The 13,042-nt window shown below is 70.3% G+C and carries 15 protein-coding genes; all 15 read right to left on the reverse strand.

What is annotated here, in order from left to right:
• On the reverse strand, window positions 1-264 hold the full coding sequence (locus ABIB53_RS02580; protein ID WP_068277824.1) for a F0F1 ATP synthase subunit epsilon: 264 nt from the start codon (window positions 262-264) through the stop codon (window positions 1-3).
• A 75-nt stretch (window positions 265-339) separates the two neighbouring features.
• The gene (locus tag ABIB53_RS02585) at window positions 340-849 is read right to left on the reverse strand and encodes a DUF2752 domain-containing protein (RefSeq protein ID WP_123092039.1); all 510 of its coding nucleotides are present in this window, start codon (window positions 847-849) and stop codon (window positions 340-342) included.
• A complete protein-coding gene (locus tag ABIB53_RS02590; protein ID WP_354587004.1) occupies window positions 846-1,355 on the reverse strand; it encodes an NINE protein in 510 nt (169 codons plus the stop codon). Before ABIB53_RS02590 ends, ABIB53_RS02585 begins: the two co-directional genes overlap by 4 nt.
• Window positions 1,356-1,442: 87 nt before the next feature.
• The gene (atpD, locus tag ABIB53_RS02595) at window positions 1,443-2,909 is read right to left on the reverse strand and encodes a F0F1 ATP synthase subunit beta (protein ID WP_201467430.1); all 1,467 of its coding nucleotides are present in this window, start codon (window positions 2,907-2,909) and stop codon (window positions 1,443-1,445) included.
• A gap of 12 nt (window positions 2,910-2,921) precedes the next feature.
• Window positions 2,922-3,824, reverse strand: coding sequence for a F0F1 ATP synthase subunit gamma (locus ABIB53_RS02600; RefSeq protein WP_123092042.1), 903 nt, complete (start codon window positions 3,822-3,824; stop codon window positions 2,922-2,924).
• Between the two features lie 108 nt (window positions 3,825-3,932).
• On the reverse strand, window positions 3,933-5,567 hold the full coding sequence (atpA, locus tag ABIB53_RS02605; protein WP_201467431.1) for a F0F1 ATP synthase subunit alpha: 1,635 nt from the start codon (window positions 5,565-5,567) through the stop codon (window positions 3,933-3,935).
• Window positions 5,568-5,660: 93 nt separating this feature from the next.
• Window positions 5,661-6,476 carry a F0F1 ATP synthase subunit delta gene (locus ABIB53_RS02610; protein WP_354587005.1) on the reverse strand — a complete coding sequence of 272 codons (816 nt, stop codon included), beginning with the start codon at window positions 6,474-6,476 and terminating at the stop codon, window positions 5,661-5,663.
• A complete protein-coding gene (locus tag ABIB53_RS02615; protein ID WP_123092045.1) occupies window positions 6,476-7,108 on the reverse strand; it encodes a F0F1 ATP synthase subunit B in 633 nt (210 codons plus the stop codon). Before ABIB53_RS02615 ends, ABIB53_RS02610 begins: the two co-directional genes overlap by 1 nt.
• Window positions 7,109-7,160: 52 nt before the next feature.
• Window positions 7,161-7,370 (reverse strand): ATP synthase F0 subunit C, encoded by a 210-nt coding sequence (locus ABIB53_RS02620; RefSeq protein WP_191563861.1) that lies wholly within the window; start codon window positions 7,368-7,370, stop codon window positions 7,161-7,163.
• Window positions 7,371-7,476: 106 nt separating this feature from the next.
• On the reverse strand, window positions 7,477-8,298 hold the full coding sequence (atpB, locus tag ABIB53_RS02625; RefSeq protein ID WP_354587006.1) for a F0F1 ATP synthase subunit A: 822 nt from the start codon (window positions 8,296-8,298) through the stop codon (window positions 7,477-7,479).
• Window positions 8,295-8,660, reverse strand: coding sequence for an AtpZ/AtpI family protein (locus ABIB53_RS02630; RefSeq protein ID WP_191563862.1), 366 nt, complete (start codon window positions 8,658-8,660; stop codon window positions 8,295-8,297). Before ABIB53_RS02630 ends, atpB begins: the two co-directional genes overlap by 4 nt.
• Window positions 8,657-9,076: a Cg1360 family ATP-synthase-associated protein gene (locus ABIB53_RS02635; protein WP_201467434.1), complete on the reverse strand. Its 420-nt coding sequence runs from the start codon at window positions 9,074-9,076 to the stop codon at window positions 8,657-8,659. Before ABIB53_RS02635 ends, ABIB53_RS02630 begins: the two co-directional genes overlap by 4 nt.
• A 551-nt stretch (window positions 9,077-9,627) precedes the next feature.
• The gene (locus tag ABIB53_RS02640; protein ID WP_354587008.1) at window positions 9,628-10,767 is read right to left on the reverse strand and encodes an MraY family glycosyltransferase; all 1,140 of its coding nucleotides are present in this window, start codon (window positions 10,765-10,767) and stop codon (window positions 9,628-9,630) included.
• Window positions 10,768-10,824: 57 nt separating this feature from the next.
• Window positions 10,825-12,102 (reverse strand): serine hydroxymethyltransferase, encoded by a 1,278-nt coding sequence (gene glyA / locus ABIB53_RS02645; RefSeq protein ID WP_354587009.1) that lies wholly within the window; start codon window positions 12,100-12,102, stop codon window positions 10,825-10,827.
• The gene (locus ABIB53_RS02650) at window positions 12,099-12,845 is read right to left on the reverse strand and encodes an L-threonylcarbamoyladenylate synthase (protein ID WP_354587010.1); all 747 of its coding nucleotides are present in this window, start codon (window positions 12,843-12,845) and stop codon (window positions 12,099-12,101) included. Before ABIB53_RS02650 ends, glyA begins: the two co-directional genes overlap by 4 nt.
• Between the last annotated feature and the right edge of the window lie 197 nt (window positions 12,846-13,042).

A 13,042-nucleotide genomic window follows, 5' to 3' on the forward strand; every position in this document is an offset into this window, starting at 1 on the left:
TCAACGAGTCGTCGTGGAGACGGTCTCGGCGACGATCGTCACCGTGTCGTGGTCGACCGAGAGGAAGCCGCCGTCGACGCTCGCGGTGCGCTCACCGCCCTCGGTCGTGATGACGACGTCACCCTCGACGAGGACGCCGAGGAGGGGCGTGTGACCCGGCATGATGCCGATCTCGCCGTCGATGCTGCGGGCTCGGACCATGCGGGCCTCGCCGGACCAGACCTTGCGGTCGGCGGCGACGAGCTCAACGTTCAGGGCGCTCACGTGGGAGTCCTTCGGGGTCGGGAGGGTTGTCCAGGGTCTATCGTACCGGCGCCCCGTGGGTGCGCCCGACCGGTCTCAGGCGACGACGACGGACCAGGTGTCGTGGCCCTGCGAGATGCTCCACACGCGGAAGACCGACCAGCCGATCCACAGCCCGAAGAGCACGACCGCGGGCTTGGCCGAGATCCAGCCGAGCATCCGCTCGGGCGGTCGGCGACGCACGAGCGCGTACGCGACGTAGAGCGCGGCGAAGGCCGCCATCGCCATGAGCAGCAGGCCGAAGGGGTTGTACCAGAAGGCCCCCGCCACGTCGCCGTGGGCGACGTGGACCCACGCACGGGTCATGCCGCACCCGGGGCACGGCATGCCGAAGAGGAGGCGGAAGACGCACGAGGGCCGGCCCGAGTCGACGTCGCCGACCGGCCACAGGGCGGCGATGCCGATGCCGACCGCGCCGACGGCGCCGAGCGCGATCGCGGTGGCGCGCGCGCTCAGGCTGTACCCGCGGGCGAGATGGACCGGCCCCTGCGGGGCGGGAGGCCCCGGGGGGTTCTGGGGCGGTCCGCCCACGGGTGCGTGGGTCACGGCAGCGGGCGTCCGTCGGCGTCGACCATCTTGCGGGTGGCGACGAGGATGACGTCGACGAGAGACCAGATGCCCAGCCCGCCGCACGTGAGGAGCTTGAGGACGCCGAGACCGGTCTGCCCGAGGTAGAAGCGGTCGACCCCGAAGCCACCGACGAAGATCGACAGGAGCAGCGTCGTCATCCACTCGCGGCTGCTGAAGAGCCCGGGCACCTGCTTGGCCTGGAACCACTGGCCCTGCGGCGAGGTGCGCACCGGGGCGTCGCCCTTGAGCTGGCCCGACATCGCCATGCCGGCGAGGTCCTGGTAGCCCATCGGGCCGTACTCCTGGCCCATGGCCGAGACGTAGTACTGGCTGCGCGAGGCGTCGCCACCGGGACCGCCGGGAGCCTGGTAGGACGGCGCGGAGCCGTAGCCCTGGCCGGGCGTCTGGCCCTGGCCCTGGCCGGGACCCTGTCCCTGCGGGTATCCGTGCGGCTGACCGGAAGGCGGCGGAGGCATGCTCATGCGCGTGATCCTATCTGGCGCCGGGCACGGCGAGAGCCCGCCCTCGACGAGGTCGGGGACGGGCTCTGGCTGACCGGTGCTGCGAGGTCAGAGGTTCTTCTGGATCTCCGCCCACTGGCGCTCGACGTCGTCGAGGCCACCGCACATGAAGAAGGCCTGCTCGCCGACGTGGTCGTACTCGCCGTCGCAGATCTTCGTGAAGGCCTCGATGGTGTCCGCCAGGGAGACCGTCGAGCCCTCGATGCCGGTGAACTGCTTCGCGACGTAGGTGTTCTGCGACAGGAAGCGCTGGATCCGGCGAGCCCGGTTGACGAGGATCTTGTCCTCCTCGGAGAGCTCGTCGATGCCGAGGATCGCGATGATGTCCTGCAGCTCCTTGTTGCGCTGGAGGATCGACTTCACGCGCACCGCGGTGTCGTAGTGCTCGGCGGTGATGTAGCGGCGGTCGAGGATCCGGCTCGTCGAGGTGAGCGGGTCCACGGCCGGGTAGATGCCGAGCGAGGCGATCTCACGGGAGAGCTCGGTCGTCGCGTCGAGGTGCGCGAAGGTCGTCGCCGGGGCCGGGTCGGTGTAGTCGTCCGCGGGCACGTAGATGGCCTGCATCGAGGTGATCGAGTGACCACGCGTCGAGGTGATGCGCTCCTGGAGCACACCCATCTCGTCGGCGAGGGTGGGCTGGTAGCCCACGGCCGAGGGCATGCGACCCAGGAGGGTCGAGACCTCGGAGCCGGCCTGCGTGAAGCGGAAGATGTTGTCGATGAAGAGGAGCACGTCCTGCTTCTGGACGTCGCGGAAGTACTCCGCCATCGTCAGCGCCGACAGGGCGACGCGCAGACGCGTGCCCGGCGGCTCGTCCATCTGGCCGAAGACCAGCGCGGTCTGGCCGAGGACGCCGGCCTCCTCCATCTCGACCATGAGGTCGTTGCCCTCACGGGTGCGCTCGCCGACACCGGCGAAGACGGAGACACCACCGTGGTCGCGGGCGACACGGGCGATCATCTCCTGGATGAGGACGGTCTTGCCGACGCCCGCACCACCGAAGAGGCCGATCTTGCCACCCTGGACGTACGGGGTGAGCAGGTCGATGACCTTGATGCCCGTCTCGAACATCGTCGTCTTGGACTCGAGCTGGTCGAAGGCCGGGGCGTTGCGGTGGATGCCCCAGCGCTCCTGCACGTCGAGGGTCTCGCCCTCGGCGAGGTTCATCACCGCGCCGGTGGTGTTGAAGACCCTGCCGAGCGTGACGTCGCCGACGGGCACCGTGATGGGGCCGCCGGTGTCCTGGACCTGGGTGCCGCGGACGAGGCCGTCGGTGGGCTGCAGGGAGATCGCGCGGACCATGTTGTCGCCGATGTGCTGGGCGACCTCGAGGTTGATCGTGCGGCTCTCGCTGCCCTGTCCGGTGCTCGCGATCTCGCTGGTGAGCAGGTTGTACTGCTCGGGCATCGCGTCAGCCGGGAACTCGACGTCGACGACGGGGCCGATGATGCGGGAGATCCGGCCGACGCCGCCGGCCTGGGGGGTGTCCTGGGTGGACTCGATGGTGGCAGTCATTACCTGTCCTTCTTACTTGGACTCGGCGAGGGCGCTCGCGCCGCCGACGATCTCGGAAATCTCTTGCGTGATCTCAGCCTGGCGGGCCTGGTTCGCCAGACGGGTGTACATCTTGATGAGCTCCTCGGCGTTGTCGGTCGCCGACTTCATCGCGCGCTGACGCGCCGCGAGCTCGGAGGCGGCCGCCTGGAGGAGGCAGTTGAAGATCCGCGCGTTGACGTACTTCGGCAGCAGCGCGTCGAGCAGCTCGTCCACGCTCGGCTCGAACTCGTAGAGCGGGAAGATCTCCGACTCCTCGGGCTCCTCGACGCCGTCGACGACCTCGAGGGGCAGCAGCCGGATGACCTCGGGCTCCTGCGCGACCATCGAGACGAAGCGGGTGAAGACGACGTGGACCTCGTCCACTCCCCCTTCGCCCTCGGTGTCCTTGACGAAGTCCTCGACGAGGCGGCTGCCGATCTCGCGGGCGTCCTCGAAGGTCGGCTTCTCGGAGAAGCCGGTCCACTGCGCCGCGAACTCGCGCTTGCGGAAGCTGTAGAAGTTCACCGAGCGACGGCCCACGAGGTAGGGGACGACCTCCTTGCCCTCGTCCTGGAGACGGGCGACGAGGCGCTCGCTCTCCTTGAGCACATTGGCGTTGTAGCCACCGGCGAGGCCACGGTCCGCGGAGATGATGAGCACGGCGGCCCGACGGACCTGCTCGGCCTCGCTGGTGAGCGCGTGCTCCTCGTCGGAGAAGGTCGCCACGGCCGAGGCCGCGCGGGTCAGCGCGCGGGCGTACGGCGTGGATGCACGCACGGCCTGCTGCGCCTTGACGACGCGGGAGGCCGCCATGAGCTCCATGGCCCGCGTGATCTTCTTGGTCGCGCTGACGGACCGGATGCGCTGCCGGTACTCCCGGATCTGCGCTCCCATACGTTGCCGCCTCTCTGGGTCTTGTCGCGAAGGGGATGTCTGTGGGGGTGGCCGCGGGTGCGGCCGGCTGACCGGTCCGGGCGAGCGGTGCTCGCCCGGACCTCGTGGTCAGCGCTTCTGGCGGACGATCTGCTCCTGGTCGGAGTCGAGGGCGTCGTCGCCGTCCTCGGAGCTCTCGACCGTGGTGCCCGCGTCGCCCCGGGGCTGGAAGCCAGCCTTGAAGGAGTCGATCTCGGACTGGAGCGCGGACTCGGTCGAGTCCTCGAACTTGCCGGTCTCGCGGATCGCGTCGAGCAGCTCCTGCTTCGTGCGACGCAGGTGGTCGAGGAAGTCGGCCTCGAAGCGCTGGACGTCCTCGACCGGGATGCTGTCGAGCTGACCGGTGGTGCCGGCCCAGATCGAGACGACCTGCTGCTCGACGGGCAGCGGGTCGGCCTGCTTCTGCTTGAGCAGCTCGACGAGACGCGCGCCGCGGGCGAGCTGCTGCTTGCTCGCGGGGTCGAGGTCGGAGGCGAACATCGCGAAGGCCTCGAGAGCGCGGTACTGGGCGAGGTCGAGCTTGAGACGACCCGAGACCGACTTCATCGCCTTGATCTGCGCGGCACCGCCGACGCGGGAGACGGAGACGCCCACGTCGATGGCCGGGCGGACGTTGGAGTTGAAGAGGTCGGCCTGGAGGTAGATCTGGCCGTCGGTGATCGAGATGACGTTGGTCGGGATGTACGCCGAGACGTCGCCCGCCTTCGTCTCGATGATCGGCAGACCAGTCATCGAGCCCGCACCGAGCTCGTCGGAGAGCTTCGCGCACCGCTCGAGCAGACGCGAGTGCAGGTAGAAGACGTCGCCCGGGTAGGCCTCGCGGCCCGGCGGGCGGCGCAGCAGCAGCGACATGGAGCGGTAGGCCTCGGCCTGCTTGGACAGGTCGTCGAAGACGATGAGGACGTGCTTGCCCTGGTACATCCAGTGCTGGCCGATGGCCGAGCCGGTGAAGGGGGCGAGGTACTTGAAGCCGGCGGCGTCGGACGCGGGGGCCGCGACGATGGTCGTGTACTCCATCGCACCGGCCTCCTCGAGGGTGCCCTTGACCGCGGCGATCGTCGAGCCCTTCTGGCCGATGGCGACGTAGATGCAGCGGACCTGCTTCTCCGGGTCGCCGGTCTCCCAGAACTGCTTCTGGTTGATGATCGTGTCGACCGCGACCGTGGTCTTGCCGGTCTGGCGGTCACCGATGATCAGCTGACGCTGGCCACGGCCGATCGGGGTCATCGCGTCGACGGCCTTCAGGCCGGTCTGCAGCGGCTGGTGCACCGACTTGCGCTGGACGACGGTCGGCGCCTGCAGCTCGAGCGCGCGGCGCTCCTCGCTGGTGATCTCGCCGAGACCGTCGATGGGCTGACCGAGGGGATTGACGACGCGGCCGAGGAAGGAGTCGCCGACGGGGACCGAGAGGACCTCGCCGGTCCGCTTGACCTCCTGGCCCTCCTCGATCTTCGCGAAGTCACCGAGGACGACGACACCGATCTCGTGCACGTCGAGGTTGAGCGCGATGCCGAGGGTGCCGTCCTCGAACTCGAGCAGCTCGTTGGTCATCGCCGAGGGCAGGCCCTCGACGTGGGCGATGCCGTCACCGGCGTCGGTGACGCGGCCGACCTCTTCACGGGAGGCCGCGCCCGGGTTGTAGGACTGGACGTAGCCGTCCAGGGCGTCCCGGATCTCCTCCGGACGGATCGAGAGCTCCGTCATCTGTCTCTTCTCCTCGGGTGCCGGCTGTGGTGGGCCGGCGGTCGGTGTGTGGTGCGTGGGGTGGTGGGTGCGTCGGTCGAGCCCGAAGGGGGCTCAGCCGCCGGCCAGGTGGCGGCGGGCCTCGTCGAGACGCCGCAGGACGGTCCCGTCGACGACCTCGTCGCCGACCTGGACCCGGATGCCGCCGATGACGTCCGGCTCGATGAGCTGCTGGACGAGGATCGGCTTGCTGTAGATGCGCTGCAGCGCGGACGCGAGGCGACCGGTCTGCTCCGTCGTGAGCGGCGCCGCGGTCGTGACGACCGCGGTGAGCTGCTCGCGACGGGCTGCCGCGTACCGCAGGTAGGTGTCGAGCACGGTGTCGAAGCGACGCCCGCGCGGGGCGAGCACCGCCTGACGCGCGAGCCGCACGCTCTCCGGCGCAGCCTTGTCGCGCAGCAGGGTCGAGACGACCTCTGCCTTGCCGGCGGCGTCGCCCTGCCGGTTGGTCAGGGTGTCGCGCAGCTCGGGGCTGGCGGCGACGACCCGCTCGAAGCGGAAGAGCTCGTCCTCCACCGTGTCGATCCGGCCCTCCTGCTCGGCACCGACGAGCGAGGCCTCGACGGCCAGCCGCTCGGTGGTGTCGGACAGGTCGCGCTCCTCAGACCAGCGCCCTGCGACGAGCGCCGAGACGATGCTCGACGCGGCCTCGGACACCTTGCCCGCGAGGAGGCGCTGCGCCAGCGCGGCCTTGTCCGAGCCCTCGCGAGAGGGATCGGCCAGGGCACGGCGCAGGGTGGCGTTCTCGTCGAGCAGCGCGGTGACCGCGAAGAGCTCGTCGGCGAGGACGGCCTTGTCGGCCACCGTGGGCAGGGCGGCGTCGAAGGCCGCCCGTCCCTGCCGGACGGCTCCGCGCGAGCTGCCGCGCATCAGGAACCCTGACCGTCGACGTCGAGCGTGCCCTGCGTCGGCGTCGAGGAGGCGCCGACCTTCTCCGGCTGGACCTGACCCGACTCGAGCTCGGCGAGGAAGCGGTCGATGATCGACTGGCGCGACGCGGAGTCGCTCAGCTCGTGACCGACGATGCGACCCGCGAGGTCGGTGGACATCCGGCCGACCTCGCCACGCAGCGACACCGACGCCTGCTGGCGCTCCGCGTCGATCTGCTTGTGAGCGGACTCGGTGATGCGGGCAGCCTCGTCCTGAGCCTGCTGACGCATCTCGGCGACGATGCTCGCACCCTCGGCACGCGCGTCCTCGCGGATCTTCGCGGCCTCGGCACGGGCGTCGGCGAGCTGGGCCTCGTACTGGGCCTTGGCCGCCTCGGCCTCGGCCTGGGCGTTCTCGGCCTGGGCGATGCCACCCTCGATGGCAGCGTGGCGCTCTTCGTAGGCCTTCTCGAGGTTCGGGGCGACCTTCTTCGCGACGACCCAGTACAGGATCGCGAACATGATCAGCCCGAAGATGAGCTCCTCGAGGTGCGGGATGAGAGGCATGGTCTCGCCTTCTCCACCCGCCGTCGCGAGGCTCACGACCGACGTTGCGGTTGCCGTGATGTGCACGGAGTACTCCTAGGGGACGTCGAGCTGGTTCTGACGAGGTGTCTGACCGAGGTCAGAGGACGAACGCGAGAACCAGACCGAAGATCGCGAGGGCCTCGGCGAGCGCGAAGCCGAGGATGGCGATCGGCTGGAGGAGGTTGCGGGCCTCGGGCTGGCGGGCGACACCGTTGATGTACGCGGCGAAGATCAGGCCGACGGCGATGGCCGGGCCGATCGCGGACAGGCCGTAACCGATGAGCGAGAGGGAGCCGGTGATTTCCATGAGTCTTTTTCCTCTTCCGTTTCTGTGGTTCCCCCGGCGACGCGGCGCCGGGAAGTTGTGGGGTGCTATTCGGTTGTGCGGTGGTGCAGCTTCGTAGCGCCGTCGATCAGTGGTCGTCGGCGAGGGCGCCGGCGATGTAGCTCGCGGCGAGCAGGGTGAAGACGAACGCCTGGAGGAACTGCACCAGGGCCTCGAAGAGCATCATCACGCCGGCCATGAGGAAGGTCGGCAGGGACAGCGCCTTCATGAGCGCACCGTCGGACTCGAGCAGGAAGTACGCGCCCGCGGTGACGAAGAGGTAGATGAGCATGTGCCCGGCGAACATGTTGCCGAAGAGTCGCAGCGCGAGCGTGAGCGGCCGGGTGATGAAGTAGGTGACGAGCTCGAGGACGAGGATCACCGGGGCGATCCAGCCCGGCAGGCCCGGGGGCACCATGTGCTTGAAGTAGCCGACGAAGCCCATCCGCTGGAAGCCGATCCAGTGGTAGACGACGTAGACGACGAGCGTCAGGGCGATCGGGAAGCCGATCTTGCCCGTGACGGGGTTCATCGCGAGCGGGAAGATCCCCATGAGGTTGTAGAAGAGGATCATCGTGAAGAGCGTCGCGAGGAGCGGCACGAAGCGGCGGAACTCCTTGGTGCCGATCATGTCGCGGGCGACCGAGTTGCGCGGGAGGTTGTAGAAGCCCTCGAGCATCCACTGGCCCTTGGAGGGCACGACAGCCGCGCGGCGGCTCAGCGCGATCATCACGAAGGACAGCACGCCGGTGACGATCGCGGCCCAGGCCATCTGGTTGGTGACGGTCAGACCGCCGACCTCGAAGAGGGGCTGCCAGAAGATCTCCGGCGTGGGGGCCGTGTAGCCCTCGCCCTCGCCGGCGGCCATGGGCGCGAGCGCGGCGATGTGCGCGGGCGCAGTCAGGATCACGGGTTCTCCTCGTTGTGTGGCTTGGCTCCGGGCAGCGCGGTATCGCCGCCGCTCGTGGGTGCCTGAGACGTACCGTACCGGAGCCAGATGACGTAGAGCGACAGCCCCATCCCGACCACGACGCCCACCGCGACGATCAGCGACGTGCCGAGCCATCGGTCGAGCAGCCACCCGGCGCCGCCGAAGAGCACGGGTCCGGTGACCAGGTAGGCGAGGACGGTCGCGCCGAGCGCGTCCGCCTGGGCGGTGGGGCTCGGCCCCTCGGTCTCGGTGGACCAGCGGTGTGCGTCCGGGGCCACCCCTTCGCGCCGGGTGACGAGGCGCGGTGCAGGGGTGTCGGTCTTGTGGCGGCGGGGGCTCATCGCGCCCCTCCGGGGTAGATCTCGTGGCGAGCACGGGCGTACCCGGCGATCTGGCCGGCCTGCAGCACGACGGTCTGGGCGACCGTGGCGGCGGCGAAACCCGCGCTGTGGAGCCATTCCTGGTCCCTCACGGCGAGCAGGACGGCGACGAGGATGATGAGCTGACCGATGTACACGACGAGGGCTCCGGCCATCGTCGCGCCCGGGTCTCCCGACATGATGAGGCGCATCGCGACGAGGCCGACGAGCATGATGACGGAGGCGGTCGCGGCTCCGGCGACGGCGGACCAGCCGGCCCTCTCCCCCGCGGCGAGCCACCCGATGACCGGCGCGGCGACGCACCCGGCGACGCCTGCGATCACGACACCGCGAAGCATGCCCGTGATGGGCTCGCGGGTGGTGCGCGTGGCGGTCATGGCGTCCTTCGGCACGGGATCTGGTCGAGGCTCGAGCGGGCCCTCACGGCCCGTCGTCGGCGCTTGTGAAAGTTATCACAAGCGCCTCCGACCCCGCGACTCGAGCGCGACGAGCGGCCGCCGTCCCACCCCTTCGGGCGGTCGAGGCACGAAGCCCCCCACCCCCCAAGCCTCGGCACCACGCATCCCCCGAGAAGTTGGCACCAGCACCGGTTGCAGCACGAGCATCTGCCAACTTTCCGAGCACACGGGTCGTCTCAGGGCTCGCTGACGCTCGCACCTCGACCACCAACGCCCTTGCGCTGGTCGAGGTGCGAAGGCCCCCCGGGCCTGAGCCTCGAGACCACCCGCCCCCGAGAAATTGGCACCAGCACCGGTTGCAGCACGAGCATCTGCCAACTTCCCGAGCAGCGACGTGGTCTCGAGGCTCCTTCGTCGCACCTCGACCACCAACGAGGGGTTTGTGGTCTCGAGGCTCCTTCGTCGCACCTCGACCAGCGACGAGGGTCTCGGGGCTCGCTGACGCTCGCACCTCGACCAGCCAGGGGCGGTCAGGCGTCGAGGCGGCGGCCGTGGCGGTCGAAGGTCTTCGGGCGGTGGCCGGGGCGGGAGAAGCGCGGGAGCCACGCGGTGAGGACGACGGCGACGGCGAGCAGGGCGAGGACCCCGGCCGCCGCGAGCTCAGCGGGCTGGACGACGACGAAGCTCACCGAGCCGGCGGCGACGACGAAGGCCCACCACCACAGCAGGAGCACCGCGCGGCGGTGGCCGTGGCCGATCCGCAGCATGCGGTGGTGCAGGTGCTGGGCGTCGGGGTGGAAGGGGCTCTGGCCCCGAGCGGTGCGGCGCACGACGGCGAAGAGCACGTCGAGCAGCGGCAGCAGCATGATCGCGATCGGCACGAGCAGCGGCAGGATCGTCGCCGCGACCGGGTTGTCGCTCACCTGGTTCGGGTTGACCGCACCGGTCGTGCTGATCGTCGCCGCAGCGAGGAGCAGCCCCAGCAGGAGCGCCCCGCTGTCGCCCATGAAGAGCCGGGCAGGGAAGAAGTTGTGCGGCAGGAAGCCCAGGCAGCACCCGAGCATCGCGGCGGAGATGAAGGTCGCCGAGCTGAAGACGTTCGGCGGGTTGTACGACGCCGAGATGATGTAGCTGTAGACGAAGAACGACCCCGCCGCGATCGCGACCGTCCCCGCGGCGAGCCCGTCGAGCCCGTCGATGAAGTTCACCGCGTTCGTCGCGAGGACGACGACGAAGATCGTCAGGATGACGAGGATCGGCGCCGGCAGGACCGTGACGACCCCGAGCGGCAACGAGAAGAACTGCACCCCCGAGAAGGCCATGATCCCGGCGGCGAGGAGCTGACCGCCCAGCTTCGTCGCCGGGTCGAGGTCGCGGACGTCGTCGATCGCGCCGACGAGGCAGACGACCGCCCCGGCGGCGAGCACCCCGACGAGCTCTCGCGTCTCGAAGACCTGTGAGAGGAAGGGCAGGCGCCACGCGAGCAACGTCGCGGCGGCGTACCCCATGAGGATCGCCACTCCCCCGAGGCGAGGGATCGGCACGGTGTGCACGTCGCGGCTGCGGACCGGGGTGTAGGCCCCGGTCCGCACCGCGATCGCCCGCATGGCGGGCACGCAGAGGTAGGTCGTCGCCAGCGCCACGAGGACGACGAGCAGGTACTCACGCACGCGCCGCCTCCGTCGTCACTCGTGATGTGGTCAGCCGCGGGCCCGGTCGGGCCCAGCTCAGCGAGGGTAGGCGGGGAAGGCGGTGACGAGCTCGTCGACGCCTGCGCGCACCTGCTGGCTCACGGCGTGCTCGGGGTCGGCGTCGCCCTGGGTGACGGCGACGTGGATGAGCTCGGCGATGGTCGCCATCTCGGCCTCGCCCATGCCCTGCGTCGTGACGCACGGGGTGCCGACGCGCACGCCCGAGGCGATGCCCGGCTTCTGCGGGTCGTTGGGGATGGCGTTCTTGTTGAGCACGATCCCGGCCGCGTCGGCGCGCGCCTCGGCGTCCTTGCCCGTGACGCCCACGCCCTGGAGGTCGAGCAGCGCGAGGTGCGTGTCCGTGCCACCGGTCGTCGGGCGGATGCCGCGCTCGGCCAGACCGGCCGCGAGCGCCTGGGAGTTGGTGATGACGCGCCGGGTGTAGTCGGCGTACTCCGGGCTCGCGCACTCCTTGAAGTTCACGGCCTTGGCCGCGATCGTGTGCATCTGCGGCCCGCCCTGCATCATCGGGAAGATCGCCTTGTCGAGCGCCGCCGCGTGCTCGGCCTTGCAGACGAGAGCGCCTGAGCGGGGGCCGCGCAGGACCTTGTGGGTCGTGAAGGTCACGACATCGGCGAAGGGGACGGGGCTGGGGATCGCCTTGCCGGCCACGAGACCGATGAAGTGGGCCGCGTCGACCCAGAAGATCGCGCCGACCTCGTCTGCGATGGCGCGGATCCGCTCGAAGTCGATGAGGCGCGGGATGGCCGAGCCGCCGGCGCAGATGACCTTCGGGCGGTGCTCCTTGGCCAGGCGCTCCATCTCGTCGTAGTCGACGTCCTCGGTCTCGGGGTGCACGCCGTAGTGGACGGCGTCGAACCACTTGCCGGAGAAGGAGACCTTCGTGCCGTGGGTGAGGTGGCCGCCGTGGGGCAGCGACATCGCGAGGATCTTCTCGCCGGGCTTGAGGAAGGCGCCGTAGACGGCCTGGTTCGCGCTGGCACCGGAGTGCGCCTGGACGTTGGCGTGGTCGGCGTCGAAGAGCGCCTTGCACCGGTCGATCGCGAGCTGCTCGGCCTTGTCGACCTCGCTGCAGCCGCCGTAGTAGCGCCGGCCCGGGTAGCCCTCGGCGTACTTGTTCGACAGCGTCGAGCCGAGCGCGGTGAGCACCTCGGGGCTCGAGAGGTTCTCGCTGGCGATGAGCTGCAGGCCCGAGCGGATCCGGGCGAGCTCGGAGAGGAGCACGTCGGCGATCTCGGGGTCGAAGGCGCGCAGGCCCCCGAAGTCGGAGCCGTAGAAGGTGTCGTCGGTCATCGCGTGGGTCCTTCGCTCTCTGCGGTGTCGCTGTCGGTGTCGCTGGTGTCGAGATGGGTCGGGGAGGTGTCGTCCACGGAGGCGGACGGCGGGGGCGGCTCGGCCGGCTGGGCGTCGGCGAAGACCTGGCGCACCCGCGAGGCCGGCAGCGCCCCGCTGCGCAGGATGACCGGCTCGTCGCCGGTGCAGTCGACGATCGTCGACGGCTCGCCGCTGGGACGGGGCCCGCCGTCGAGGTAGACGGCGACCGACGCCCCGAGCTGCGAGGCGGCCTCGACCGCGGTGCGGGCCGGCGGCTCGCCGGTGCGGTTCGCGCTCGTCACGGCCATCGGTCCGACCTCGGCGAGGACGGCGAGCGCCAGCTCGTCGTCGGGCATGCGCAGGGCGACGGTGCCGCGGGTCTCGCCGAGGTCCCAGTGCAGGGAGGGCTGGGCGTGCACGACGACGGTGAGCGGCCCGGGCCACTCGGCCTCGACGAGGTCGCGGACCCAGGCCGGCACGTCGCGTGCCAGGCCGTCGAGGGTGCGCTGGTCGGGCACGAGGACCGGCGGCGGCATGTCACGACCGCGACCCTTGGCGTCGAGGACGGCCTGGACCGCCTCCGCCGAGAAGGCGTCGCAGCCGATGCCGTAGACGGTGTCGGTGGGGATGACGACGACCTCTCCGGCGCGCACCGCGTCAGCGGTCGTCGTGATGGCGTCCTCGCGGCTGTCCGGCGAGGTGGCGTCGACGACGGGGCTCATGGGCCACACCCTATGGGGCGTCGCCCAGATGCCCCCTCCCCCCTTCGCCCCACGGACGCGGCCGACCCTCTAGGTTCGGGCCACGTGACGCCCCCGTCACCCATCGAGAGGAGATCTTCATGCGTGGTTCCGGGACCATCTGGACCATCGTCGGCGTGCTCGCGATCATCGCGCTGCTCATCTGGATCCTCGCTCGC

This window comes from Janibacter sp. UYMM211 (assembly GCF_040547045.1).
GTDB lineage: Bacteria > Actinomycetota > Actinomycetes > Actinomycetales > Dermatophilaceae > Marihabitans > Marihabitans melonis.

What these genes read in the sequence shown, in the direction of transcription:
- atpD (WP_201467430.1), bottom strand. Translation starts at nt 2,909, where the DNA reads ATGACTGCCACCATCGAGTCCACCCAGGACACCCCCCAGGCCGGCGGC.
- ABIB53_RS02630 (WP_191563862.1), bottom strand. Translation starts at nt 8,660, where the DNA reads ATGAGCCCCCGCCGCCACAAGACCGACACCCCTGCACCGCGCCTCGTC.
- ABIB53_RS02635 (WP_201467434.1), bottom strand. Translation starts at nt 9,076, where the DNA reads ATGACCGCCACGCGCACCACCCGCGAGCCCATCACGGGCATGCTTCGC.
- ABIB53_RS02650 (WP_354587010.1), bottom strand. Translation starts at nt 12,845, where the DNA reads ATGAGCCCCGTCGTCGACGCCACCTCGCCGGACAGCCGCGAGGACGCC.
- ABIB53_RS02620 (WP_191563861.1), bottom strand. Translation starts at nt 7,370, where the DNA reads ATGGAAATCACCGGCTCCCTCTCGCTCATCGGTTACGGCCTGTCCGCG.
- glyA (WP_354587009.1), bottom strand. Translation starts at nt 12,102, where the DNA reads ATGACCGACGACACCTTCTACGGCTCCGACTTCGGGGGCCTGCGCGCC.
- ABIB53_RS02610 (WP_354587005.1), bottom strand. Translation starts at nt 6,476, where the DNA reads ATGCGCGGCAGCTCGCGCGGAGCCGTCCGGCAGGGACGGGCGGCCTTC.
- ABIB53_RS02590 (WP_354587004.1), bottom strand. Translation starts at nt 1,355, where the DNA reads ATGAGCATGCCTCCGCCGCCTTCCGGTCAGCCGCACGGATACCCGCAG.
- ABIB53_RS02600 (WP_123092042.1), bottom strand. Translation starts at nt 3,824, where the DNA reads ATGGGAGCGCAGATCCGGGAGTACCGGCAGCGCATCCGGTCCGTCAGC.
- atpA (WP_201467431.1), bottom strand. Translation starts at nt 5,567, where the DNA reads ATGACGGAGCTCTCGATCCGTCCGGAGGAGATCCGGGACGCCCTGGAC.